This window comes from Rhizobium sp. CCGE 510 (genome assembly GCF_000292525.1).
In the GTDB taxonomy this organism is placed as follows: Bacteria; Pseudomonadota; Alphaproteobacteria; order Rhizobiales; family Rhizobiaceae; genus Rhizobium.
This window is the reverse complement of the sequence record NZ_AEYF01000003.1, coordinates 47,343-69,008: the sequence shown is the minus strand read 5'-3', so window position 1 is coordinate 69,008 and position 21,666 is coordinate 47,343. Positions and strand designations below refer to the sequence as shown.

The 21,666-nt window shown below is 61.2% G+C and carries 25 protein-coding genes; 18 read left to right on the top strand and 7 right to left on the bottom strand.

Annotated elements, in window-relative coordinates; genetic code table 11:
* The first annotated feature begins 242 nt into the window (after positions 1–242).
* The 10 genes from RCCGE510_RS03030 (at position 243) to RCCGE510_RS02985 (ending at position 9,400) form a co-directional block, all read left to right on the top strand.
* A complete protein-coding gene (locus tag RCCGE510_RS03030) occupies positions 243–803 on the top strand; it encodes a hypothetical protein (protein WP_007627040.1) in 561 nt (186 codons plus the stop codon).
* Positions 804–1,007: 204 nt separating this feature from the next.
* On the top strand, positions 1,008–1,715 hold the full coding sequence (locus tag RCCGE510_RS03025; RefSeq protein WP_007627038.1) for a hypothetical protein: 708 nt from the start codon (positions 1,008–1,010) through the stop codon (positions 1,713–1,715).
* Positions 1,712–3,535 (top strand): hypothetical protein, encoded by a 1,824-nt coding sequence (locus RCCGE510_RS03020; RefSeq protein WP_007627036.1) that lies wholly within the window; start codon positions 1,712–1,714, stop codon positions 3,533–3,535. The genes RCCGE510_RS03025 and RCCGE510_RS03020 overlap by 4 nt, the downstream gene beginning before the upstream one ends.
* Positions 3,532–3,948, top strand: coding sequence for a GNAT family protein (locus RCCGE510_RS03015; RefSeq protein ID WP_007627034.1), 417 nt, complete (start codon positions 3,532–3,534; stop codon positions 3,946–3,948). Before RCCGE510_RS03020 ends, RCCGE510_RS03015 begins: the two co-directional genes overlap by 4 nt.
* Entirely contained in the window at positions 3,914–4,918 is a 1,005-nt protein-coding gene (locus RCCGE510_RS03010) for a tail fiber domain-containing protein (protein ID WP_007627033.1), read from the top strand. The genes RCCGE510_RS03015 and RCCGE510_RS03010 overlap by 35 nt, the downstream gene beginning before the upstream one ends.
* Positions 4,915–5,244 (top strand): hypothetical protein, encoded by a 330-nt coding sequence (locus tag RCCGE510_RS03005; protein WP_007627032.1) that lies wholly within the window; start codon positions 4,915–4,917, stop codon positions 5,242–5,244. The genes RCCGE510_RS03010 and RCCGE510_RS03005 overlap by 4 nt, the downstream gene beginning before the upstream one ends.
* A gap of 301 nt (positions 5,245–5,545) precedes the next feature.
* Complete coding sequence (locus tag RCCGE510_RS03000; RefSeq protein WP_037077585.1) at positions 5,546–6,202, top strand: hypothetical protein; 657 nt, start codon at positions 5,546–5,548, stop codon at positions 6,200–6,202.
* Positions 6,203–6,395: 193 nt separating this feature from the next.
* Entirely contained in the window at positions 6,396–7,124 is a 729-nt protein-coding gene (locus RCCGE510_RS02995) for a hypothetical protein (RefSeq protein WP_240539619.1), read from the top strand.
* A gap of 237 nt (positions 7,125–7,361) precedes the next feature.
* Positions 7,362–8,717, top strand: coding sequence for a hypothetical protein (locus tag RCCGE510_RS02990; RefSeq protein WP_007627027.1), 1,356 nt, complete (start codon positions 7,362–7,364; stop codon positions 8,715–8,717).
* Positions 8,718–8,842: 125 nt separating this feature from the next.
* Positions 8,843–9,400 carry an acyltransferase gene (locus RCCGE510_RS02985; protein WP_007627024.1) on the top strand — a complete coding sequence of 186 codons (558 nt, stop codon included), beginning with the start codon at positions 8,843–8,845 and terminating at the stop codon, positions 9,398–9,400.
* A 151-nt stretch (positions 9,401–9,551) separates the two neighbouring features.
* Here the strand turns inward: RCCGE510_RS02985 and RCCGE510_RS02980 are convergent, their stop codons facing one another.
* Positions 9,552–10,514: an acyltransferase gene (locus tag RCCGE510_RS02980; RefSeq protein ID WP_037077622.1), complete on the bottom strand. Its 963-nt coding sequence runs from the start codon at positions 10,512–10,514 to the stop codon at positions 9,552–9,554.
* 162 nt (positions 10,515–10,676) lie between these two features.
* On the opposite strand from RCCGE510_RS02980, the gene RCCGE510_RS02975 reads away from it, so the two are divergent.
* The 7 genes from RCCGE510_RS02975 to RCCGE510_RS02945 all read left to right on the top strand — a co-directional run bounded on the left by RCCGE510_RS02975 (position 10,677) and on the right by RCCGE510_RS02945 (position 14,431).
* Positions 10,677–10,931 (top strand): hypothetical protein, encoded by a 255-nt coding sequence (locus RCCGE510_RS02975; protein ID WP_007627019.1) that lies wholly within the window; start codon positions 10,677–10,679, stop codon positions 10,929–10,931.
* Positions 10,906–11,370: a lysozyme gene (locus RCCGE510_RS02970; protein ID WP_007627018.1), complete on the top strand. Its 465-nt coding sequence runs from the start codon at positions 10,906–10,908 to the stop codon at positions 11,368–11,370. The genes RCCGE510_RS02975 and RCCGE510_RS02970 overlap by 26 nt, the downstream gene beginning before the upstream one ends.
* Positions 11,370–11,732, top strand: coding sequence for a hypothetical protein (locus tag RCCGE510_RS02965; protein ID WP_007627014.1), 363 nt, complete (start codon positions 11,370–11,372; stop codon positions 11,730–11,732). Before RCCGE510_RS02970 ends, RCCGE510_RS02965 begins: the two co-directional genes overlap by 1 nt.
* Positions 11,733–11,751: 19 nt before the next feature.
* Positions 11,752–11,964 (top strand): hypothetical protein, encoded by a 213-nt coding sequence (locus RCCGE510_RS02960; protein ID WP_007627008.1) that lies wholly within the window; start codon positions 11,752–11,754, stop codon positions 11,962–11,964.
* The gene (locus tag RCCGE510_RS02955; protein WP_007627007.1) at positions 11,961–13,571 is read left to right on the top strand and encodes a hypothetical protein; all 1,611 of its coding nucleotides are present in this window, start codon (positions 11,961–11,963) and stop codon (positions 13,569–13,571) included. The genes RCCGE510_RS02960 and RCCGE510_RS02955 overlap by 4 nt, the downstream gene beginning before the upstream one ends.
* Before the next feature lie 90 nt (positions 13,572–13,661).
* Positions 13,662–14,090 (top strand): hypothetical protein, encoded by a 429-nt coding sequence (locus tag RCCGE510_RS02950; RefSeq protein WP_007627006.1) that lies wholly within the window; start codon positions 13,662–13,664, stop codon positions 14,088–14,090.
* Positions 14,091–14,245: 155 nt separating this feature from the next.
* Positions 14,246–14,431, top strand: coding sequence for a hypothetical protein (locus RCCGE510_RS02945; RefSeq protein WP_007627005.1), 186 nt, complete (start codon positions 14,246–14,248; stop codon positions 14,429–14,431).
* 522 nt (positions 14,432–14,953) lie between these two features.
* On the opposite strand, the gene RCCGE510_RS02940 is transcribed toward RCCGE510_RS02945, so the two are convergent.
* From RCCGE510_RS02940 to RCCGE510_RS02920, 5 genes are all read right to left on the bottom strand, one after another.
* Complete coding sequence (locus RCCGE510_RS02940) at positions 14,954–15,154, bottom strand: hypothetical protein (protein WP_007627004.1); 201 nt, start codon at positions 15,152–15,154, stop codon at positions 14,954–14,956.
* A gap of 268 nt (positions 15,155–15,422) precedes the next feature.
* A complete protein-coding gene (locus RCCGE510_RS33050) occupies positions 15,423–15,590 on the bottom strand; it encodes a hypothetical protein (RefSeq protein WP_007627003.1) in 168 nt (55 codons plus the stop codon).
* Positions 15,591–15,717: 127 nt separating this feature from the next.
* The gene (locus RCCGE510_RS02935; RefSeq protein WP_007627002.1) at positions 15,718–15,954 is read right to left on the bottom strand and encodes a hypothetical protein; all 237 of its coding nucleotides are present in this window, start codon (positions 15,952–15,954) and stop codon (positions 15,718–15,720) included.
* A gap of 234 nt (positions 15,955–16,188) precedes the next feature.
* Complete coding sequence (locus RCCGE510_RS02930) at positions 16,189–16,515, bottom strand: hypothetical protein (RefSeq protein WP_007627001.1); 327 nt, start codon at positions 16,513–16,515, stop codon at positions 16,189–16,191.
* Between the two features lie 372 nt (positions 16,516–16,887).
* On the bottom strand, positions 16,888–18,393 hold the full coding sequence (locus RCCGE510_RS02920; protein ID WP_007626999.1) for a DegQ family serine endoprotease: 1,506 nt from the start codon (positions 18,391–18,393) through the stop codon (positions 16,888–16,890).
* A gap of 549 nt (positions 18,394–18,942) precedes the next feature.
* On the opposite strand from RCCGE510_RS02920, the gene RCCGE510_RS02915 reads away from it, so the two are divergent.
* Entirely contained in the window at positions 18,943–19,980 is a 1,038-nt protein-coding gene (locus RCCGE510_RS02915; RefSeq protein ID WP_007626998.1) for a LacI family DNA-binding transcriptional regulator, read from the top strand.
* A gap of 188 nt (positions 19,981–20,168) precedes the next feature.
* Here the strand turns inward: RCCGE510_RS02915 and cysN are convergent, their stop codons facing one another.
* Positions 20,169–21,665, bottom strand: coding sequence for a sulfate adenylyltransferase subunit CysN (gene cysN, locus RCCGE510_RS02910; RefSeq protein WP_007626997.1), 1,497 nt, complete (start codon positions 21,663–21,665; stop codon positions 20,169–20,171).
* Position 21,666: the final 1 nt, after the last annotated feature.

Here is a 21,666-nt window from a genome sequence, read left to right as displayed (position 1 = left end):
TTTCGTCGACCTCTCATACGTGGCGTTGCCCCTCATCCGCCTGCCGGCACCTTCTCCCCGTAAACGGGGAGAAGGGGGCAAGCCGCTACGTCTCCGTCCCTCGCCAACGTTCAGCAGGGCACGTCCCCTCTCCCCGTTTTTTACGGGAGAGGGTTAGGGTGAGGGGCAGCCACCGGCACGATATCACAGCGGCGCTTCTGCGCCCGTTTCCCTTCCCCCGCCATCAACAGCGAGACCAGCACATGCCCGACAACACCGGAATTTATGCCTCCTTCAGCCTCGAACCGGTCGAACAGACCTTTCTGACTGAGAAGGAAGGCCGGCCGATCTTTGCCGATAAGGAATTCGTTCGGATTTTCATCGCCGGCGACAAACATACCGAGGTCTACCGCGAGGTGACCGACAACGACAAACAGCGCTTTTCCGACGCCTATAAGCGGTTCAAGGAGGGGGCTGAGGCGCGCGAGCAGCTGACCGGCACGCCGCTTTCGCAATGGCCTTATCTGAAGCCCAGCCAGATCAAGGAGATGGAGGCGGTCAATATCTATACCGTCGAGCAGCTCGCCGCCCTTTCCGACACCGCCAAGCAGAAGATCGGCATGGGCGCCAACGAGCTTGCCGCCGCTGCCCGGGCCTATCTCGCGACCGCCGAAAACTCCAGCGCTGCCTCGGCCTTCGCTGCTGAAAACGAGCGGCTGAAGGATGAGGTGACCCGCCTGCAGGAGCAGATGCGGGAGATGGCCTCGCGCTTCGAGGCGCTCGAAAGCGAAAGCGGCAAGAGCCGCGGTCGGCAAGCAGCCTGAAGAAGGCTTGACGCAAGCAGCCCCCTCATCCGACCCTTCGGGCCACCTTCTCCCCGCTGGGGAGAAGGGGTTATGCCGCGAGGTCTCGGTTCCCTCTTCTCCCCTCGGGGAGAAGGTGCCCGTAGGGCGGATGAGGGGGCCACACGGCACAACCTTCACGCAAATTCACCCGCCACGCCAACGCGCTGAACCGGAGACCCCCGCATGTCGCTCTTGACCATCATTCAGAACGTCTGCGCGGAAATCGATCTCGATCCGCCGACGGCCGTCATGTCCTCGGCGGATCCGCAGATCATGCAGCTGCGCATCCTCTCCACCCGCGCCGGCCGCGACCTGGTGCGCGAGCATGACTGGTCGGCGCTGATGGTGCGGCGGCAGTTCGTGGCGACGGGTGCAAATCCGGAACCGGCCGAGCCGCCCGATGACTGGAACCGCTTCGCCGCCAATGCCAAGATCTGGAATTCCTCGCGCCTCTGGCAGCTGAACGGTCCTGTCGAGCCGCAGACCTGGCAGCGCCAGACGATCCTCAATTCCAACCCGGTGCCGCAGATCTGGCGCATGGCCGGCGGCAAGCTCGACATCTATCCGAACGCTCCAGGCGAGACGGTGGAATATGCCTATATCTCCGGCTTCTGGGTGGCGGTGAATGGCGGCGCGACCACGGCCGGCACCTGGGCTGGTGACACCGATACCGCCCGTTTCCCCGAAGACCTTCTCGAACTCTCGCTGATCTGGCGCTGGAAGCGGGCCAAGGGCCTCGATTATGGCGAGGAGCTCGCCAGTTTCGAGCGATCCAAGGAAGCGGCGATCGGCGCCGACCGGGCCGCAAGCCCCGTCGACCTCTCGCTGCCGGCGCGGGGCCTGGCGCCCGAGAATTATTGGCCCGGCACGATCACGGGGGGGAATCCATGACCCGCAGACCTGTCCCCCCAAACGGCCGCACCGGCCGCGTTTCGCCGAGCAAAGACTGGATCGCGCCGATCGGCGGCTGGCGAACCGATGTCGAGATGGCGGATATGCCCGCGGATGCGGCGTTTCAGCTCGACAATTTCTTTCCCGAGGCCAACCGCGTCCGCGCCCGCTATGGTTTCCTCGCCTTCTCAACCGGCCTCGGCGGTGACGTGCAGACGGTCATCCCCTATTCCGGCGTCAGCAACAGGCTGTTTGCCGCCGCCGGCGACAAGATTTTTGACGTGACGGTGGGGGGTGCTGCCGGTGCGCCCGTCGTCTCCGGCATGGCCAGCGCCCATTGGTCGGTGCAGCAATATACCAACCCGGCCGGCCAGGAATTCCTGCGCCTCGTCAACGGCCTGGATACGCCGCTGCTCTTCAATGGCACCTCCTGGACCAACAATTTTCTGGTGGGCACCGCAGCACTCGCCACTCAGAACGTTGCCGTCAAAAACACGCCCTATACGCTGAGCTTCTTCGGCACCGGTTCTATTACGCTCTCCGGTGCCTTCGCCGGCACGCTGACCGGCACCGGCGTCAACAACCGGGTGTCGCTCACCTTCACGCCGGCAGCCGGCACGCTGGTCGCTACCGTGACGGGAACGGTCACCAATGCGCAGCTGGAAAAGGGCGTGGTCGCCACACCCTACGTTGCCTCGACGATGATCACCGGCATTCCCGATGCTTCGCTGCTGATCGCGGTCACCGCCTATCGCTCGCGCCTGTGGTTCATCGAGAAGAATTCGACCAATGTCTGGTATCTCGCCACCGATGCCGTCAGCGGCGCGGCGACGGTGCTGCCGGTCGGCGGCAACATGAAATATGGCGGCACGCTGGTTGCGATCAACGTCTGGACGATCCCGGTTTCGACAGGCCTGCAGCAATGCCTGGTGCTGATCTCCTCGGAAGGCGAGGTGATCGTCTTCCAGGGTTCGGATCCTTCGAGCGTTTCGAACTGGGGGCTGATCGGCACCTTCAAGCTCGGCCGGCCGCTCGGCAGCGACCGATGCCTGCTCTCGGTCGGCGCCGATCTGGCGATCATGACCACCGATGGCATCGTGCCGATCACCAAGGCGGTACAGCTCGACCGCGGCGCCACCAGCCTTGGCGCCATTACCGCCAGGATCGGCCCGACATGGCGCGAGACGGTGGCGGCAACCGGCACGACCTCGCAGGAATGGCAGCTTTCGAGCTTCCCCGCCCGGCAGATGGCGATCGTCAACCTGCCGTCCTCCTTCGGCCCCTATCAATATGTGATGAACACCGAGACCGGCGCCTGGTGCCGCTTCGTCGGCATGCCGGCCTCCTGCTGGGCGACTTGGCAGGACCGGCTGTTCTTCGGCGCCGGCGCCGGCACGGTCTACGAGGCCGAGGTCGGCGCCAACGACAATGGTGTGGCGATCGACGCGCTGATGGTCGGCGCCTGGAGCCGCTATGGCGACGGGCTCTCGACCAAGCTCTCGAAGCTGATCGGGGTGACGGCGCAGATCGGCGTTTCCTCGCTGATGTATGGCGGGATCTCGGTGGATTACCAGACCAAGATTCCCACGGCGCTGCTGTCGTCAATCGAAAACAACGCGGCGGCGAAATGGGGGGCGGCGGTCTGGGGTGTCTCGAAATTCCCCGGCGTTTCGCTGGTGCGCAAATTCGCCTCCGCCGGCGGCGCCGGTTCGGCCTTGGCGCCGACGATCCGCGCGCTGATTTCCGGCTCCTCCGGCTCCGTCTCGGAAGCCGCCGTCGTCGGCGGCTCGGTGCTTTATGAAAAAGGCACGCCGATTTGATCGTCTCCGAACCGCGCGCGGAAATCGCCGCCTGGGTCGGCGGCCGGATCGGCGTCAGCTTCCACCCGCCTTACACCACGCTTGCCCATGTCGACCGGGGCCGGATCATCGCCGGCTTCGTCTTCAACGTCTGGACCGCGCATGACGTCGAGATCTCGCTGGCCGCCGACCGGCTGACGCTGACGGTGATGCGATCGGTGTTTGGCTATGTCGTGCATCAGCTCGGCTGCCGGCGCGCAACGGCCAGGACCCGGGCCGACAATTTCGACGCCCAGACGATGCTCGCGAGGCTCGGCGCCCGGCTGGAAGGCCGCCAGAAAGCCTATTTCGGCGACTGCGACGGCCTGCTTTACGCAATCATGAAGGAGGATTTCCCCTATGGTCTCGACACCGAAGGCCCCCAAGGCGCCTGATCCGACCCAGACCGCGGCGGCCCAGACGGCCACCAACGTCGACACCGCCATCGCCAATGCCGGCCTCAGCCACACCAACCAGTACACGCCGGATGGTTCGCTGGAATACAAGGTCAGCGGCTACCAGACGATGAAAGACCAGAACGGCAAGAGCTACCAGCTGCCGACCTATTCGGCCTATCAGACCTATTCGCCTGAAAACCAGGCGATCTACGACCAGACGCAGCAGACGCAGCTCGGCCTTGCCAGGCTCGCCAACGACCAGACCGGCAAGATTTCCGGTGTGCTCGGCACCAATGTCGATTTGAGCGCCGGCAATGTCGACAAATATGTCAATAACCACTGGCAGTCCGGCTTCAACAACCAGTGGGATCGCGATCAGGCGAGCCTCGACCAGAGCCTCGCCGACAAGGGCATCTCGATGGGCTCGGCGGCTTACGACAACGCGCTGCGCGATTTTTCCACCCGCAAGCAGGCCGCCTCCGACCAGTATCTCGGCGATATGTATTCGAATGCCCAGAACGCGATCCTGACCGAGCGAAACCAGCCGCTGAACGAGATTTCGGCGCTGATGTCGGGATCGCAGGTGCATCAGCCGAGCTATGTCAACACGCCGACGACGCAGCTGCCGAACGTCGACCAGGCCGGCCTGATCAATGACAATTTCAACCAGAAAATGGGCCTCTACGACCGCCAGGTCGCCCAATCGAACGCGGCGATGGGCGGCCTCTTCGGCCTCGGCGGAACACTCCTTGGCGGCTGGGCGAAGTCCGACCGGCGGCTGAAGGAGGACATCAAACGCGTCGGCACACTCGACAACGGCCTGCCGGTCTACGCCTTCAAATACAAGCACGGTGGCCCGACCCAGATCGGCCTGATGTCCGACGATGTGCGAAAAATCCATCCGGACGCCGTCTTCGAACACGCCGACGGCTTCGACCGCGTCTTCTACGAAAGGGCAGTGGCATGATCCCAACGATCTTCGGCGCCAATACCGGCAAGACACAGGGCGACATCGACGACAAGCGCAAGCAACTGGCCTACGCCATGCTGCAGCAAGGCATGGACGCGAGCCCGGTGCAATCGCCCTGGCAAGGGGCGGCGCGGCTGGCGCAGGCGCTGATGGGCGGGCTGGCGATTAGGCAGCAGGATCAGGAGCGGCTGGCTGCTGTGGCGAAGGCTCCCGCGGCGCCGAGGGTCGTGCCTGCTACTCCGCCCGGCGTGCCTGCCATTCCGCCAGCGAAGCCTCCCGGCTTCCTGTCGTCATGGTTCGGCGGCCAGCGCAGTGTTCCATGACAACGCCGGAGCCCTTTTCGCTAGCGCCCGCCATTTAGGCTCCACCTGCTGTTGTCGGCCCTTTTTGCCGAACGGACAGTAGCCATTCCTTCAAACCGAATTCCGATGAACAGCCTGCGAACTCGGCCCTTCTGAAGGCCATTGCCATCGCGAACGTCCCACCGTGGCGCACGCCGTCCTTGCACGAGTGAAGAAGCCGGCGTGCGGCTCATTTCGCTCCGGCATCCTAAGACTGAGGCAGGCTTCCAAGCTGCTGCTCGGAAGCCTTGTCGAACCCAATCACCATCCACAGGAGATCATAATGCCAGACAACAGAACACCGGTTGTACCACCGAGAAAAGTTGCCGAGCTTAGAAATGACCCTTATGCGGGGCATTCCGGCGACCTCTCGGTTAACAATGCCATACGCGCCATCAGCCGCGGCACTGTCGTCGGTCCTTATCTCGATGAAATGGACGCTGGGACAGCTGCATTTCTGGCGCCCTATGCTGACCCACTGTTGCCCGATTTTTTGTTTCCGCCCCTGCCGGGCGAAACGTTTGGAGAGCGGTATGATAACGCACTCGCCAATCAGCGCGGGATGGACAGAGCCTTCGACGAACAGCATCCCTATGTCTCCGAAACGCTGCAGCGCGCCGGAGGTTTGGCTTCTGACCGAGTTTTTAAGTTGCCGCCAGGGAGGATGACCGACATCGGGCTCGCTGCTGTTCAAGGTTTCGGGAACGGGGAAGGTGGTTTCAGCAACCGAGCCGAGCAGGCCTTTCGTGGCGCTCGAGAAGAGGCTTTGAAAGGACTCGGTATGGATGCTTTAAAGGGACGCGTTATGATGCCGGCCGAAGCCGATACCGTAGGTGGTCGTAGAGCCGGCGCGAAGGCTGCTCTTGCACGCGCGCTTCTTGGAGTACGCGGTCGAAACGGCGGCGGCGGCGGCGGCGGCGGCGGTGGTGGTGGCTGGTAACCTACCCCGCATGTCTTCCCACAAAATAGCAATCCCCAGCGAACGCGCGACGCGCACTCCGTCGCCCGTTGAAAAAGCAGATCGCTCAGTTCGAATTACTGGGGTTGCTTTTAAATCTCTCGGCAAAGCTGTAGATGCTCGTCTGCGCCTGTAGGACGAGGAAGGTAAACAGCTAGTAAGAGCAATTTTGCCAGTGTCTGTAAGAGCCGCTGTGTCTCAATGGCGCAAGCGTGAAACGACCTACTGGTCGTGGACGCGAGCGGCGGCGGCGGCAGAAGGTGATTATTCCGACCGGGATCTGACAGCGTTCCGCTTGGAGCGTTCTCGACAGATAGTCGGGAGAGAAGAGCTTTTCGCGGAACCGTCTTCTGAACTGCTTTCCGCGTTGAACTTTACCACTGGCCGGTTTGTGGATTTCGGCGGATCTGCAGGTGAAATCTGCGCAGTTCTGCAAAGGAGATTTCCAGCCTGGTCCTTTGCTGTGGTCGAGACGGCAGCAATGGCCTCGGCGTCGCAGATTCTCCGCCCGTCGATATCATTTCTAGATGAGATGCCAGACGAGTTCGACGTTTTCTACAGTAGCGGAACCTTGCAGTACCTTGGCAATCCGGACGAGGTGTGGCGGAAGGCTCTTTCGAGAACATTGAGGTACGCATACCTGGCACGCAATGCGTTTTCCAGGAGGAAGAGGTTCACGGTCCAGACTTCAAGGCTTTTCGACAACGGCGCCGGCCCAGTGCCGGAAGGCTTCGAAGACATGCCCATTTTCTACCCACACCAGACACTTTCGGAACCGACTGTGATTAAGATAGCTGACAAGGCGGGATTTGATCTTGTGGCTCGCGTCAAAGATCGGAATAGCGGCGTTACTGGCACCAGCGGAAAAGTTTACGGAGCCGACCTCTTATTCAAGAGACGATAGTCGGACGTAGGTCATAAGCGAAAGCGGAAAGCAGAGGCGGCTCTTTCGGGCCGCCTTTTCTATTGCAATGGAAAGCCCGGTTACCGGATATCAAACGGACAATTGAGTGGCCGATCGAGGTTGTCGATCTCTGGTTGCTCAACTCCTGCAAAATACGGCCGCTCATGCGCCCGCCTTCGCTACACACACCACAATGGCCTCGCAATCGCGGGGCCTTTTCCTTTCGGAGCAAGGTAAATGCCCAGAAACCCATCAACCGGCGTCTATTCCAAACCCGCCGGCACGACACCCTCCGTCGGCCAGGTCATCGACCCGGCGCCGTGGAACGCGCTGACGACCGACCTCGGCAACGAAATCACCAATTCGCTGCCGCGCGATGGCTCCGCGCCGATGATCGCGCCCCTCAAAGCCGCGGGCGGAACCGTGTCCGCGCCGGGCGTCGGCTTTGCCTCGACCCCGCAGACCGGCCTCTATCTAAAGGGCGGCGGCCTGCTCGGCTTTGCGCAGAACGGCGTTGAGGTCGCCTTCGATCAGGATCTGGTCTATGCGGCCAAGTCAGGCGATTACACCGCGCTCGCCTCCGACGACAACGCCGTCCACCGTTTTACTGCGGCAGCGACGCTCACCCTGACCGCAGCGGCAACGCTCGGCGCAAACTGGCACTATTGTGTCATTGCCGATGGCGGGGATGTGACGATTGATCCGAACGCTTCGGAGACGATCGATGGCGCGGCAACGCTCGTCATCAAGGATGGCTACAGCGTCGAAATCATCTGTTCTGGTGCTGCTTTCTTCACCAACAAGCTCTTCGCCAGGATACAGAGTAAAGCCGATAGCTCGGCTGTCGGCGATTTCATTGTCGGGCTCACCCTTTCCAACAACGCCGGCAGCCCGAACACCCATGTCGATTTTGCCGCAGGATCTGCCAGAACGGCGGCAAGCTTCGTTTCCAGCGCATCGTCATGGACGAAGCGGGTGACGGGAACATTTGCGGCTGGCACCGGTGCTGGCGGTCTCGATGCCGGCGCCGTTGCAGCGAATGCGACCTACTTCGCATATGCTTTGCGCAAGGACGCAGACCTGTCTTTCGACGTGGTGCTCTCGATCTCGGCGACGATCGGCGGCGTCACCACAACGCTGCTCACCGGCTATACCATCGTCAAATGCATTGGGGTGGTGCTGACCGATGCCGGCTCGCTTATCCGGCAATTTGTCATGTATCCGCGTGACGAATATACTTTCGTGGCACCCGCAAAAGACGCTGTCAATGGCGCTATCTCTACGACTTCCGCACTCCTTGCGCTCACAGTGCCAAACGGGGTGAAGGTCAAGGCCAAGCTCCGGTTTGAACTCACATCGAGCGCGACGACCAATGCTGCACTGATTCACGATCCGGCGCAGGGCATTCTTACTGCCGGCATCTCTGGTGATGGTGGCAACTTAGGCGCCGTCCAGGTTGCAAGCAACTATGCCATAGGCAGCCAGGATGTTTGGACGAACACGAGCAAGCAAGTCAGGCAGGTCGCCGGCGCTGCCGGCAATATCTGGGTGTGGACCGACGGGTTTCTTTTCCCGTGCGGGAGGAGTGCATAGCGCCGTTTTTCCATCGAGCGATAGTGCAAAGGCGCGTACCCGGGAGCTTTTAGCGAGGATTACGCACGCGATCTCTGGCAATAAACGACGTCGTGAGCTAGTGACCTCCGGACTCGGAGGAAATCATGGCAACCGATAAAGCGTCGTACCGGAATCGCGGAGGAATTCTTCAGCGTCTCGTTACCGCCTACAAGCGATTTCGCTACTTCAGCCACGCCGGCTCCAACTTGGTTGTCAAGCGCAGCGCCGAATTCCGGATGGTGAAGCACGCGGTTCTTGAGGTCGGGAGCAATGTCACGATCCAAGATCAGTCATTCTTCCAGCTTACGATGCCAGACCCAAAGGTTTTCATCGGGGATAACACGGTGATCGGCCGGCGTAATATCATCACGGCGAAGAACCTAATAAGGATCGGCAGTGACGTTTTGATCGGTTCAGATGTACAGATCATCGATCATAGCCACGGCACTAAGCGTGATACGCCGATCAGGCTTCAGAAAGCGCAAATCGGCACGGTGGAAATCGGCGATGATGTGTGGATCGGGGCAGGAGCCAGGATCCTAATGAACGTCAAAATCGGCAATGGTGCGGTGATTGGGGCGAACGCCGTGGTCATAAATGATATCCCGGAATATGCGATTGCTGTTGGCTCTCCCGCGAAGGTCGTCAAATTTCGAGAATAGTGTCAGATCGGCTCGTGATCGATTTAAAGTGAGGCGCCCACATACGTCTTCCGTTCGAAAGCGCTTTTTTCGCTGCTTCAGCTTCGGTGCTCACAAACCTGTCTGTGCCTTCCGGCTAGCCTGGAATCCTTCCGCAACGGTGCACGGTTTCTCATGAAGAATGAGACGTTCCGGCCACCATTCGCCTCCCCAGACGGCGAGAAAGTTCATGGGCAGGCTTTTCCACAAAATAGAAGAACGGGACGACGAGCAGAAGGGAACCGGCGCAGACAATGACTGAGTTGGTGATGCCAAGCCGCTCTATCGCCGCCGCGGCGATGACGTGGATCAAATAAATCGAGAAACAAGCTTCGCCAACTTTCTCCATGATCGCAGACGCGTTACCACGCTCAGCGTTCGCAGCCTCGGAAAGTATCCATCCGCAGGCGAGAGCACCGAAAGGGATCATTGTCAGATAGAACCCGACCGACGTGTTGATCGTCGCCCAATAGAGAATGGAGGCGGTGGTCGCGGTTGTCGCTCTCCATAGCCAGATGTTCCCGAGATACAGCCCCGTCCGGTAGGTCTGGGCGATGTAACAGCCCATGAACCAGGCTGGCAGAGAGACCACCCAATTCAGTGACGGGCCGTAGATCTGCGCGCTGCCAAACTTATCAGAGCCCAAACTGATGACGGTGAGGTAGGAGATGATAATGGAAACGACTATCATCGCCGGCCAGCCGAATTTCCGTGAAATTGGAAGGAACAGTGGGTAGAGCGAATAGTAAATGACCTCGCAAACCACGGACCACAAGATGTAGCCGTCGACCGGGTTGTAAGCACGAAGTCCAACCCACTGCGCCAGAACCAGCGCCACAGCGGTTGGAATCATGATCCTGAGGTAACGCCTCTTTAGAAAAGCCAACGCCGACATTTCCGCCGTTCGGAACGGAAAGTGAATGCAGAACCCCGAGATGACAAAGAAGACTATGACGGCGGGGTGGCCGGTAAAGATGTATCGCGAAATGCCTGGCATTGACGGCCCAAGCAAATGCGCAAACACAACAGACAGAGCGGCGACTGCTCTGACGGTATCCAGGCCTTCGATTCTATTTGAAAGTGGAAATGATCGCATTTCGCTAACGTAACCGTTAAGCGAAAACTTTAGCAAGAGACAACTATTAGTGTACCTCGTGGTACCTATATTGTGTTGCTGCGCCCGAAAAGTCAGCCCCTACGCGGCTCTCTGCCCGGGAGCCGGGCACCCCCGACACCCACACAACCCGGAGCCCAACCCATGCTCGTCCACAACTGGCGCGCGGTGATCAAGCACGCCTGGTCCGTCCGCCTCATGGTCCTGGCGCTGCTCTTCATTGTCCTTGAGCCCGTCATCAATTTCGTCGCCGCAACCTGGGTGTCGCGCAACCTCTACATCCAGCTCGCCATGTCGGCGGCAACGGGGCTTTTCGCCGTGGCGGCGATCGTCGCCCGCATCTTCGTTCAGCAGAAAATCTCAGGAGAATTGAATGGCAAACCGCCTGCAGAAGGGTAGTGCCGCCGCCGCCATGGCTGTGGCGCTGGTCGGCTCGTTCGAGGGATTGCGCCAGAATGCCTATCCCGATCCAGCCACGAGAGGGCAGCCGTGGACCATTTGCTACGGCAGCACCAATGGCGTCAAACCAGGCGATCACAAGACGGTGGAGCAGTGCAAGGCGCTACTGGCGCTGGAGCTGAAGACCTATGCGAGCGGCGTCGAAAGCTGCGTGCGTGTACCCCTGCCGGATGCCCGCTTCGTGGCGCTGACCTCATTCGCCTATAATGTCGGCGTTACGGCGGCCTGCGGCTCGAGCGCGGTCAAGCTGATCAACCAGGGGCGGACGGCCGAGGGCTGCGAGGCGCTTTTGAAGTGGAACCGCGCCGCCGGCATCACCTTTCCCGGCCTGACGCGCCGCCGGCAGAAGGAACGCCAATTCTGCCTGGAGGGCATCTGATGTTCTCCCTGCTCGATACGCTCAAGCTGGGCGCCGGCATTGCCGCCGGGCTGATGTTCTATCACCTCTATGCCGTTTCGATCGGCTACCCCTCGGCCGCCCGCGAGGCGCGCGCCGGCTATATCCTGCTGGCCGAAAAGAGCGCAGCCGATGCGAAAGCCGCCGAGATGGAGCGCCAGCGCAATGCGGCGGCCGAGGCCACCGAAGAGCACCGCAAGCGCCTTATGGCCGCGGAAGGCGCCGAGCAGGCCGCCAAAGACACACTCGAAATCGAGATCCAATCCTATGAACTCCAGCTTTCGGAAAAGAACCGCGCTTGCGCTGTCACTGCTGCTGATCGTCAGTGGCTGCTCCGCCACTGAGCGGCTGAACAGGGCGGCGGTGGTGAAGGGGCAGGGGGCGGCCGGCATCGTGCTGCCGCCATTGCCCGATGATCTCCTGAGGCAGGAAGCGCATGCGCCTGTCGTCGAAGGCGAGCCGGTCATCGCCATCCTCGCCCGCGAGCGCCAGGCGCTCGACCGCGCCAATGCCCGCCAGGGACGCACCGTTCGCTTCTATGCCGACCTCACCAGCAGATTTGGAACACGCCGATGATGAATGCGATTTCGCTTGCCCTGACAAGCCCGATCGGCGGAGCTGAGCTGGCGCCGCCGCCATGGGTGCCGGATGCCAACCGCTATATGCCGGCCGCGACCGGAACCCGCTGGCCGGCCGGCTTCACACAGACTTACGCGGCAGGGCTGAATTACCAGTGCTCGAAGCTGTTCTTCGGCTCGCCGGATTATCCGGCCAATGATTTCCTTATCCCCTTTACCGGCTTCGGCCTGACCGAGGGCGGCAATGCGCCTCAGGAAACGGTGAACCCGAATGCCAATATCGAGATCGACGAGGTCTTCTTCATTCATCCCGACGGCACCGAATATCCGGTGCTTTTCGGCGGGGCCGCAGCGGCGACCGTCACGGCTGCGACGGGCATCGTCTATGGCCAGGTCACGCTTCCCGTAGCGCTGCCGGCCTGGTCCGTCTTCGGGATCCGCACGGTTTGGCACGGCACTGTCGGCAACACCTATATCGGCGGTTACCGCTGCCAGCGCCACCGCGGCGAGAAATATTGGGCGGCAACCGATCTGGTCTCCGTGCAGGCGCTTGCGAGCGCCAATGGGCCCAGTACTCCGGACCGTGACCCGGATGCCTTCTACAACACGGTCGGGAATGTCAGCAATTCGCAGCCGCTCGCCTATGGGCCGGCATTGATCCTTGCCAAAGGCTGGGATGGCAGGCCGGTTCCCCTGGTGCTTGCCGATAGCCTGGTTGAGCGCCAGGAGATCGCCGCATCCGCTGATGCCCGGCGCAACATGGGTATCTGGCGACGCTGGTTCGACCAGAGAGATCCTGTCTGGGGAAGCCTCGTTCCCCTCGTCATGGGCGGTCCAGGCGCCAAGTCGGTGCAGGAGTTGGCGACATCGGCCACTCTCCGTTGGAGCATGATCGATGCCATCAAAACCACCTATAATGGCGGCAAGGATATCTGGACCTTTGCATTCGACCAGTCGGGCCGCAACGACAACAACGCCACCGCATCCACCTGGTCCAACACCAAGTTCGGCCTGGTGGACCGCGTGAAGGCCCGCTATGGGGCAGGCACCCATGTGGTCGGCATCACCCTTATGCCCACCTTTACCTCCAGCGATGCAGGCCGCACCGTCGCAGGCTTTTCGGTGGCCACTCTGTGGAACGCCGTGACCGGCACGCTTGCCACCGTCAACACCAGCATCAAGGCCAGCACACGTTACACCAGGGTTATCGACATGGTGCCGGCCTTCATGTCGGACGCCGATCCGACCAAGGGCCCGGCCGCCGAGCTGTTTCCGCTCGGCAACGTGGTGGGGCACCCCGGCAACCAGGATGGCGTCACCAACTGGGACACCATGAAGCTGCCGGCTGCAGTGCCGCTCGGCTCCCGCATCATGTTCGAATACCAGCCCGGGCTCTGGACCTCGCGCACGCTGATCGGCAGGACGGACAATGGTGACGGGACGGCCGACTACAAGGTCTCCGAGATCTTTGCCACCAACGTCCAGGACAATGCGACGGTCTTGGCCCACGGCATGAATTCGGATTTCATCCACCCGGCTCTTCACGGGATACTGAGGACGGTCGGCCGTATTCCGCAATCCGAGAAGCTGAAATTTTATCCCTAGAGCATGATGCCGAAAAGTGTGTGCGGTTTTCGGACGCCATCATGCTCTAACTATTTAATTTAGAACAGGATACAGCGAGCGGCGATAGAGATGACATCCAATGACGATATTCTCCGCGCTCTCGGGCGCGTCGAGGGAAGGCTGACCGGTATCGAGGAAAACGTGGCGCTGCTGCGCAACGAGGTCAGCGACGAGAAGGCCAACGCGCACGACAGCCGCGCCGTGATCCACACCCGGCTCGACGAGCAGGCAAGGCAGATCGCAAATCTCGATACCAGAGTGGCGATCAGCGGCGGTGTCGACGCCCGGATCCGCGAGGAGATCAAGAGCCTCAAGGAGACCGTCGAAAAAAACCAGGAGGCGGTGGCGCCGGCGCTGGAAGAGTGGAAACGGATGAAATCGATCGGGTACGGGATATCGGGGCTGATTGCCTTTGCCGGGCTGACGATCGGGGGAATGATTGCCTATGCCAGCGATGGCGCGGTGGCGGCGCTGAGGCATTGGTTGAAGATCAGTTGAGCAATCGCTCACCGTTATTCGGTGCGGGCTCGATGTTCCATCAAATCGTTCTGCAGCATCTTCTTTCCGAGAGGTGAGTCAGCAAAACATAATTTTAGACTTTGCTAACGAACAAAACGACGCCCTGCTGGTTTTCCTCTTAGGAGGAAACAGTCATGAAGAGTATGAACCATCGCCAAGTTCGCATTCCCGGCCCACGGGAGCATGATGTCGCCGAGCATCGCCGCAAGTTCGGGATCGGCCCGGCGGAGGAGAAGAAGCTGAAGAAACTTCTCGGGTCGCGCGCGCCACTGCATGAGATCCAGGCGAATGCGCCACCGCGGCAACCGCGGTGGCGATAGCGACCGCGTCGCTTCTCACGCCGCGTTACGACGATGATTCAAAGAGTGAGGGAACGGAGCAACGAGCCCCGGAGGCGAGGGAGAGAAATCCCGCTAGCGGGCTTCCCAGGTAACCGATAACGCTCCTGACCCATCCGACTCGCTGAAAACCCCGCTTCGGCGGGGTTTTTGCTGGCCCGGTGATAAAGTTCTCTATCTTCCCCGGGGTAGAAGAACACCAGTCTAACGATTAGAACATGAGGGGAACAATTGTGGCTTGTCCCTCCACCGGATGTTCGCGCACGCGGGCCTATTTCGGTGCCGTGACTCGCGGAACTTCCATTAACGACCGGAGTTGTGGCCGACGGACCGTGCAGCAGGTCTCGTCTCCTGTACCACTGCTGCTACCCCTGCAGATGCTGTGCGGTCCACTCTCTCATCTTATATCGCGGAAACGCTCTCCTCCCCGGCGATGAACCGCAACGATTTCGGTCGGTGCCCGTTCAACCGCCCGGGCGACGGTGCGCGAGCCTTGCAAGTGGATCAACGCCGCAATTGGCGCGCCAGCATGAGGATGTAGTCGTCGGCGATATCGGCGACCACCATTGCGGCTTCCGCCGGCGGATATCCCCTGCCGATCGCCTCGCTGAGGATCCTCATCACGGCAGGTTCGAGCGCTTCCCGGCAGTCGGCCAGACTGTCGACATGCGCGCAGTTGGGACGAAATTCCAAGACGTTGCTCATGGCTAACCCTCCATATGATCGAGCTCGGCCCCTGTGCATGGAAGCCGGCCTCTCTGCCAAGAGGCGGGCCACGGTTCCGGCGAGCTGCTTCAGGAACCAGATATGCTATCCTGATGATAGGATGGCACAGGGCCCGATGTATACAAGCGCATGCTGATATTAAGGTAAGCCAGTAGGGTTAATTCGTCCGCTGATGTTGCATCATGGCATCGCAAGATGCAGAGGCGGGAGCCGTTCGAGCTCCACGCCGGCAAGTCCATATCCTGGTTCAGACGCTGATGCGGCGGCCGGCCTTGTCAGCCTCTTTGCGATCGGCGCCATACTTTTCGATGATGTGCTTGGCATCCTCGTTGGAAATGCGGTGTTTCTTCGCGAAGTAGATGACGTCATAGGGTCCGTCGGTCGCGGTGGCTTTTTTCGTTTTGTCATTGGTCATGATTTTTCCTTTCATGGAAATGTTGAGCTGAGTGGCGCGTCACGTCAGGACGCGCCAGCTGCATCGTCTCAGCAGGTTTAGAGAGCCGGTATCACATCAACGTCAGCCGGATGGGCTTCGTTCCGGATTAGCGATGAGACCGGGCCGTCATATGTTTTTCCCAGATCTGGGTTGCCTGAGCTGCGGTGCCGGTCTTGTGGAAGCGCAACAGGTGCAGTCCTTCCGCCCGTCGTTTTTCGTCAAACGCGCTGTTTTCGTAGTCGGAGCCTTCGACGATGCTCTCGCTTTGAAGAACGGCCTTCAACTCCTGTACGAAGTGGCCGGTGATGTTGAAAAGCGCGTCGTTCTCGGGTGCGTGGTTCATCGTTTTTCCTATCGGTGGTCGCGTGCCATTAAACGCGATGCTGGTTCAGCAAGCCGCGTTGGTAAAAAGCATCAAGCAATCCGCGCCCCTATGGGAAGGCTGGTGTCGGACAGCGTTTAGCCGTGTCTGTCTGGAGTTCCATATAGCGTGCAGCAACGCCGCCCTACGAATCGAGGATGCGGCGCGGCAGGTCAGAAGGAGGCACCATAAACCACTTGCCTCCGCGATACCATGTCAATCGCGATCCGGGTTCTCCCGGTTTGCTGCGGCAGGAGAAACCAGGCGCAGATGCGCGGTGGTCTTGCCGGGCTGATGGCGGGCCGGGTGAAGGGGAAGGACCATGCTTTCCCGCAGCATCGCTTCGATCAGCTTCAGGCGGTCGAATTGTCGTCGGTGATTGTCGTAGAGCCTGTCCAATAGCTCGTAGGCCGGTCCGACGGGGCTGCCTTTGAGCTCCAGTTTCCTGATCAACATTTCCTGACTGGCGATGCGGTGCGCAGCCTCCACGATATGACAACGGGCGAGCTTCAGGTCTTGCCGGCGGTATCGTGTGGAAACCATATGCTTTGCTTCCCCCTTGTCTCATCCGGCAGCAGCACGACGGCCGTTTCGGTTCGCCGCCGCGCGGCGCCTTCCAGCGATCAGCGAAAATCCGAGGATCGCTTCACCGTTGAATGCATGATGCGCTCCTCATGCCTCCAAATGGGTCTGGCCACGGCGTTATCAATGGCGGCCGGCGATGAAGTGCGGTCAGATAAAAGGGCGCGGCCGATCCGATGCGACAAACAGCCGACAAACCGGGGAGGCCGGTTCCAGGTGCATTCGCTCCGGCCGGCCGAAAAGCCCGCTGCAAGCAGGCTTTTCTTTTGGATTCGAGCCGTCAGGCCGCGCTGAATGGCACGGCGACGAAGGTCTTGTTACCAGAAGCGGCTCTCAAGCCGCGTTGAATGGCACGGCGACGAAGGTCTTGTTACCGTCGCGTTCGACGAGCAGCAGCACCGATTTGCGGCCGGCGTTGCCGGCCTCGGCAATCGCCGTCTTGGCATCGCGGGTGTTGTGAACCGGCCGGTCGTTGACGGAGACGATGACATCGCCCGATTGGATGCCAGCCGCAGCGGCCGACTTGTCCGGGTTGACGCTGGCGACCACTGCGCCGCTGATGGAGCGCGGCAGGTTGAGCTGCTGGCGCATGTCGGGCGTCAGGTCGGCAAGGCCGATGCCGAGGCTCGGCTGGCCGCTGGCCTCGCCCTTGCTGTCCAAGCTTTCGGCGGCCGCCTGTTTCTGGCCATCCTCATTGCCGCCGACGGTGACGTTAAGATTGATCACCTTGCCGTCACGCCAGACCCTGAGCGATTTTTTGGCGCCCGGCGAAAGGTCGGCCACCAGCCGCGACAGATCCTTCGGCGTCTTGACGCTGTCGCCGCCGACCGATGTGATGATATCGCCCGGCTTGACGCCGGCCTGCGCCGCCGGTGTATCGGCGGTGACGGCGGCAACCAGCGCCCCGCCTGTTTTGTCGAGGCCGACGGCATCGGCGACGTCTTTCGTCACCGGCTGGATCTGCACGCCGAGATAGCCGTGATCGATTGAACCGTTCTTCTGCAGCTTGGCGACGATCGCCTTGGCCTCGTCGGAAGGAATGGCGAAGCCGACGCCGACACTGCCGCCGTTCGGCGAATAGATCGCGGTGTTGATACCGACGACATTGCCGCTGCGATCGACGAGCGGTCCGCCTGAGTTGCCATGGTTGATCGGCGCGTCGATCTGGATGAAGTCGTCATAAGGCCCGCTGTGCAGGTCGCGACCGCGCGCCGAGACGATACCCGCCGTCACCGTGGTGCCGATGCCAAAAGGGTTGCCGATCGCCAGGATCTGGTCGCCGAGCTTCAACCGGTCGGAATCGCCCCAGGCAATGGTCTGCAGCGGTTTGGGCGCCTCTATCTTCACGACGGCGACATCGGATTTCGGGTCGGTGCCGATCAGTTTGGCCGGCAGTTCCGTGCCGTCATCAAGCGTTACCTTGATGTCGACGGCATTGTCGATGACATGGTTGTTGGTGACAACAACGCCGTCCGGGCTGATGATGAAGCCGGAGCCGAGCGCCATCGCCTGCTGCGCAGGGTGGTTTTTCGGTGCCTGGCGCGGCAGCGGGATGCCCTGATCCTCGAAGAACTGGCGGAACTGCTCGTCCATCGGCAAGCCCTGCTGGTCGGCGCTGACATCGGTCGCCTTCATTGTCGTGGTGATGGTGACGACGGCAGGCTTGTCGGCATCGACGATGGACGCGAAGGAGCCGCTCGCAGCGAGAACGCCGCCGCTATCAGCTGGTGCGGCAACGGCGTTGGGCGCGTTGATGGTGAAGGGAAGGCAGGCCGCGCCGGCGATGATCGCAGCCCCGACCAGCGCTGCAGCGCGATGTTTGCTCAAGATGTGTGACATGGTGATGGTCCCTTGCGAGAGTGTTGGCTTTGAATGGCGTCGGGGTTCCATGGCGTCGTAGTTTATGTCTTGGGACCTGGCGTCGGATGGCATTTGGCGCCAATGCTTCTCATCGCAGTCGTTGGAGTGGCGACCGGGCGAATGGAAGAATTGGCGCTCGAGATTCATATGATCGCGGCCGGCGGATTTACAAATTAAATATTGATCATGTTTATATTGCCGATTTGTAAGATATTACTGGAGTTTAATCTTCGCGCCGAAGATTTTTGGACCGGGTGCCGCACGCCGGAACGTCCCGCCGAGGTTTGGCTTCGCAGCGCGTTCTCCGCAGCGATTTCATTCGAAAATAAACGGACTTATTCCCGGAGGCGGTGATCCGATCATCGCGTGCGCCCGTAATTTTGCCGGCAGACGATCACGCTGCTGTTTCTGGAAATTGTCGTTCCGAAACCTGTTGCGAATATAAAATGTTAGTAGACTCTAAATTATTTCTTCTTCAGAAAGTAAAGACTGCGAATCGGCGGGTTTCGCGGTGGCATATGAGGGGCGATGAGCAAGGCAGCAGGGCAGGGGCGCAACGGCAAGCGCGGTGTGCATGTGACGTTGAGCGATGTGGCGAAGAAGGTGGGCGTCAGCCCGATCACCATCTCGCGTGCGCTTCGCAATCCCCAGATCGTCTCGGAGGATCTGCGCGAGGTGGTCCTGCGCACGGTCGGCGAGATGGGCTATATCCCCAATCTTGCGGCTCGCGCCTTGGCCGGCCGCCACAACGGCACCGTCGGCGTCATCACGCCCGCCTTGCACCAATACGGCTTCACCGACCTGATGATCGGTATCGAGGACCGCTTCCGCGACACCGAATTCACCGTGCAATATTCCAATACGCTGCGCCATGTCGAGGGGGAGGCTGGCCTGCTGAAATCCTTCCTGACGCAGAAGCCGGCCGGCGTCATCATCGCCGGCGCCGAATCCTATCGTGATCTTCTGCCGCTGATCGAGCGTGCGGCCTGTCCGATCGCCCATATCGCCGACCTCAGCCAGGAGCCGCAAACGCTGGTCGTCGGTCTCGATCATTATGCGGCCGGCGCCGGACCCACCCGTTTCCTGCTGTCGAGGGGCTATAACAGGATCGCTTTCATGGGCCGCGGCGCGGATGTCCGCTCGCGCCGCCGTATCGAAGGTTATGAGGCTGCGATGCGGGAAGCCGGCCGTTTCGACCCCGATCTGATCATCGGCGGCGATGCGCCAAGCCGCACCGGCCTCGGCAGGGAGTTGTTCTCCAGCCTGTTGCAGCGCGTGCCGGATATCGATGCGGTCTATGCCCAGAGCGACGAAATGGCACTTGGCGTCCTCATCGAATGCAAAGCGCGCGGTATCCGCGTGCCGGAGGATGTCGGCATCTGCGGCTTCAACGATCTGGAATTCTCTGCCTTCACCGAGCCGTCGCTGACGACGGTGCACATCCCGCGCTACGATATCGGCTACCGCGCCGCCGACATGCTGCTGCACGCCGTCCGCGACGAGCCCGCTGGTGAAGACAAGGCCGATGTCGGCTTTACGATCATCCCGCGCGGCTCGACGCGGTAGGTTTCCAACAGTATCTGCCGAGGTGATGGCTGCCCCTCACCCTAACCCTCTCCCCGTAAACGGCGCGAGGGGACGTGCCACGCGAGACGTTAGCGGGAAACTGAGAGGTCGCAGCTATTCCCCTTCGCCCCGAACGGGGAGAAGGTGCCGGCAGGCGGATGAGGGGCAGCCCGGCCCCTCAATCCCTATCAGATATCGCTTGCAGCACTCGACCAGAGATCGGCAGCTTCGGCTGCCGTCATGCGCCGCACCTCGGCCTCGTGGCTGCGGCTGGCAAAGAGTTCGCTGGCCATGATCTGTTCGGCAAGATCGGCAGGGAGCGAAAGGATGACGCGGCCTTCACCATTGTGCAGGCCGCCGAGTTCGGTGCGCTTGCCCGTCACCATGCCGCCGGCGACCGTGTTGTTGGTCTCCGGATCGATCAGGATGAACGAGCCGGACAGCCGGTTCTGCTCATAGGGGTCGAAGATCGCTGCTTCGTCGAAGACAAGCCGGACTTTGCCGATGGCGTTCATGTAGAGCCGCTGGGCTGCAGTCCAGCTGCCGGTCTTCAGCTCGAGCTGGCTGAGCGGCTGCACCTGAACGCGCTGGCGGCGCGAACCGCTCTTCAGCCAGTAGCGTTTTCCAGGCTCGATGCCCTCCGGCTGCAGAGCGACGATCTGCGCGTCGAAGGCAAGGCCGACCTGCGGCTGGGCGTCGATCGAGACGATCATGTCGCCGCGCGCAACGTCGACCTGGCGGTCGAGCACCAGCGTGATCGCGTCGCCGGCAACGGCCGCGTTGCGGACGAGATCGAAGGTGACGATCTTGGAGACATTGGCGACCATGCCGGACGGCAGGATCATGACGCTGTCGCCAGGTTTGACCGAGCCGCCGGCAACCGTGCCCTGATAGCCGCGGAAGCTTTCGCCCGGACGCGAGACGCGCTGGACCGAAAGGCGGAAGCCAACCGTCTGCGACGAACGCACGGTGGCAAGCTCCAGCGTCTCCACCAGCGTCGGGCCGCTGTACCAGGGCATGGCCGCCTGGCCGGAATAGACGACGTTTTCGCCCTTCAGCGCCGACATTGGAATGGCGGTGATCTGCTTGACGCCGAGCGACAGCGCAAATTCCCGGAATTCATGAGTGATCTTGTCGAAGCCGGCCCGATCGTAGCCCGTCAGGTCGATCTTGTTGACCGCAAGTACGAACTGCTTGATCCCGAGCAGCGAGGCGATCGTCGCGTGACGGCGCGTCTGTTCCAGAATGCCGAAACGCGCATCGACCAGCAAGATGGCGAGATCGGCAGTCGAGGCGCCGGTCGCCATGTTGCGGGTATATTGCTCGTGGCCGGGCGTGTCGGCGACGATGAAGGAGCGCTTGTCGGTCGAGAAATAGCGATAGGCGACATCGATGGTGATGCCCTGTTCGCGCTCGGCCTGCAGGCCGTCGAGCAGCAGCGCGAAGTCGGGCAGGCCGAGATCGTTCTGCTTGCCGGTGGAATCGCGCTGCAGCGTGGCGGCCTGGTCTTCCTTGACCGCCTTGGTGTCCCAGAGCAGGCGGCCGATCAGGGTCGACTTGCCGTCATCGACACTGCCGCAGGTAATCAGCCGCAGCGGGCGCGTGTCGCGCTGGGCCTTTAGCGGCTCGGCGGCGGGCAGGCTGACGACGGTGGCGGCCGAGACGGCGGTTTGGGCTGCGGTCATC

What these genes read in the sequence shown, in the direction of transcription:
- RCCGE510_RS02970 (WP_007627018.1), top strand. Translation starts at nt 10,906, where the DNA reads ATGGCAAACCGCCTGCAGAAGGGTAGTGCCGCCGCCGCCATGGCTGTG.
- RCCGE510_RS03020 (WP_007627036.1), top strand. Translation starts at nt 1,712, where the DNA reads ATGACCCGCAGACCTGTCCCCCCAAACGGCCGCACCGGCCGCGTTTCG.
- RCCGE510_RS03025 (WP_007627038.1), top strand. Translation starts at nt 1,008, where the DNA reads ATGTCGCTCTTGACCATCATTCAGAACGTCTGCGCGGAAATCGATCTC.
- RCCGE510_RS03000 (WP_037077585.1), top strand. Translation starts at nt 5,546, where the DNA reads ATGCCAGACAACAGAACACCGGTTGTACCACCGAGAAAAGTTGCCGAG.
- RCCGE510_RS02915 (WP_007626998.1), top strand. Translation starts at nt 18,943, where the DNA reads ATGAGCAAGGCAGCAGGGCAGGGGCGCAACGGCAAGCGCGGTGTGCAT.
- RCCGE510_RS03010 (WP_007627033.1), top strand. Translation starts at nt 3,914, where the DNA reads ATGGTCTCGACACCGAAGGCCCCCAAGGCGCCTGATCCGACCCAGACC.
- RCCGE510_RS02935 (WP_007627002.1), bottom strand. Translation starts at nt 15,954, where the DNA reads ATGAACCACGCACCCGAGAACGACGCGCTTTTCAACATCACCGGCCAC.
- RCCGE510_RS33050 (WP_007627003.1), bottom strand. Translation starts at nt 15,590, where the DNA reads ATGACCAATGACAAAACGAAAAAAGCCACCGCGACCGACGGACCCTAT.
- RCCGE510_RS02955 (WP_007627007.1), top strand. Translation starts at nt 11,961, where the DNA reads ATGATGAATGCGATTTCGCTTGCCCTGACAAGCCCGATCGGCGGAGCT.
- RCCGE510_RS02980 (WP_037077622.1), bottom strand. Translation starts at nt 10,514, where the DNA reads ATGCGATCATTTCCACTTTCAAATAGAATCGAAGGCCTGGATACCGTC.
- cysN (WP_007626997.1), bottom strand. Translation starts at nt 21,665, where the DNA reads ATGACCGCAGCCCAAACCGCCGTCTCGGCCGCCACCGTCGTCAGCCTG.
- RCCGE510_RS03030 (WP_007627040.1), top strand. Translation starts at nt 243, where the DNA reads ATGCCCGACAACACCGGAATTTATGCCTCCTTCAGCCTCGAACCGGTC.
- RCCGE510_RS03005 (WP_007627032.1), top strand. Translation starts at nt 4,915, where the DNA reads ATGATCCCAACGATCTTCGGCGCCAATACCGGCAAGACACAGGGCGAC.
- RCCGE510_RS02965 (WP_007627014.1), top strand. Translation starts at nt 11,370, where the DNA reads ATGTTCTCCCTGCTCGATACGCTCAAGCTGGGCGCCGGCATTGCCGCC.
- RCCGE510_RS02985 (WP_007627024.1), top strand. Translation starts at nt 8,843, where the DNA reads ATGGCAACCGATAAAGCGTCGTACCGGAATCGCGGAGGAATTCTTCAG.
- RCCGE510_RS02930 (WP_007627001.1), bottom strand. Translation starts at nt 16,515, where the DNA reads ATGGTTTCCACACGATACCGCCGGCAAGACCTGAAGCTCGCCCGTTGT.
- RCCGE510_RS02990 (WP_007627027.1), top strand. Translation starts at nt 7,362, where the DNA reads ATGCCCAGAAACCCATCAACCGGCGTCTATTCCAAACCCGCCGGCACG.
- RCCGE510_RS02920 (WP_007626999.1), bottom strand. Translation starts at nt 18,393, where the DNA reads ATGTCACACATCTTGAGCAAACATCGCGCTGCAGCGCTGGTCGGGGCT.
- RCCGE510_RS02940 (WP_007627004.1), bottom strand. Translation starts at nt 15,154, where the DNA reads ATGAGCAACGTCTTGGAATTTCGTCCCAACTGCGCGCATGTCGACAGT.
- RCCGE510_RS02945 (WP_007627005.1), top strand. Translation starts at nt 14,246, where the DNA reads ATGAAGAGTATGAACCATCGCCAAGTTCGCATTCCCGGCCCACGGGAG.
- RCCGE510_RS02975 (WP_007627019.1), top strand. Translation starts at nt 10,677, where the DNA reads ATGCTCGTCCACAACTGGCGCGCGGTGATCAAGCACGCCTGGTCCGTC.
- RCCGE510_RS02950 (WP_007627006.1), top strand. Translation starts at nt 13,662, where the DNA reads ATGACATCCAATGACGATATTCTCCGCGCTCTCGGGCGCGTCGAGGGA.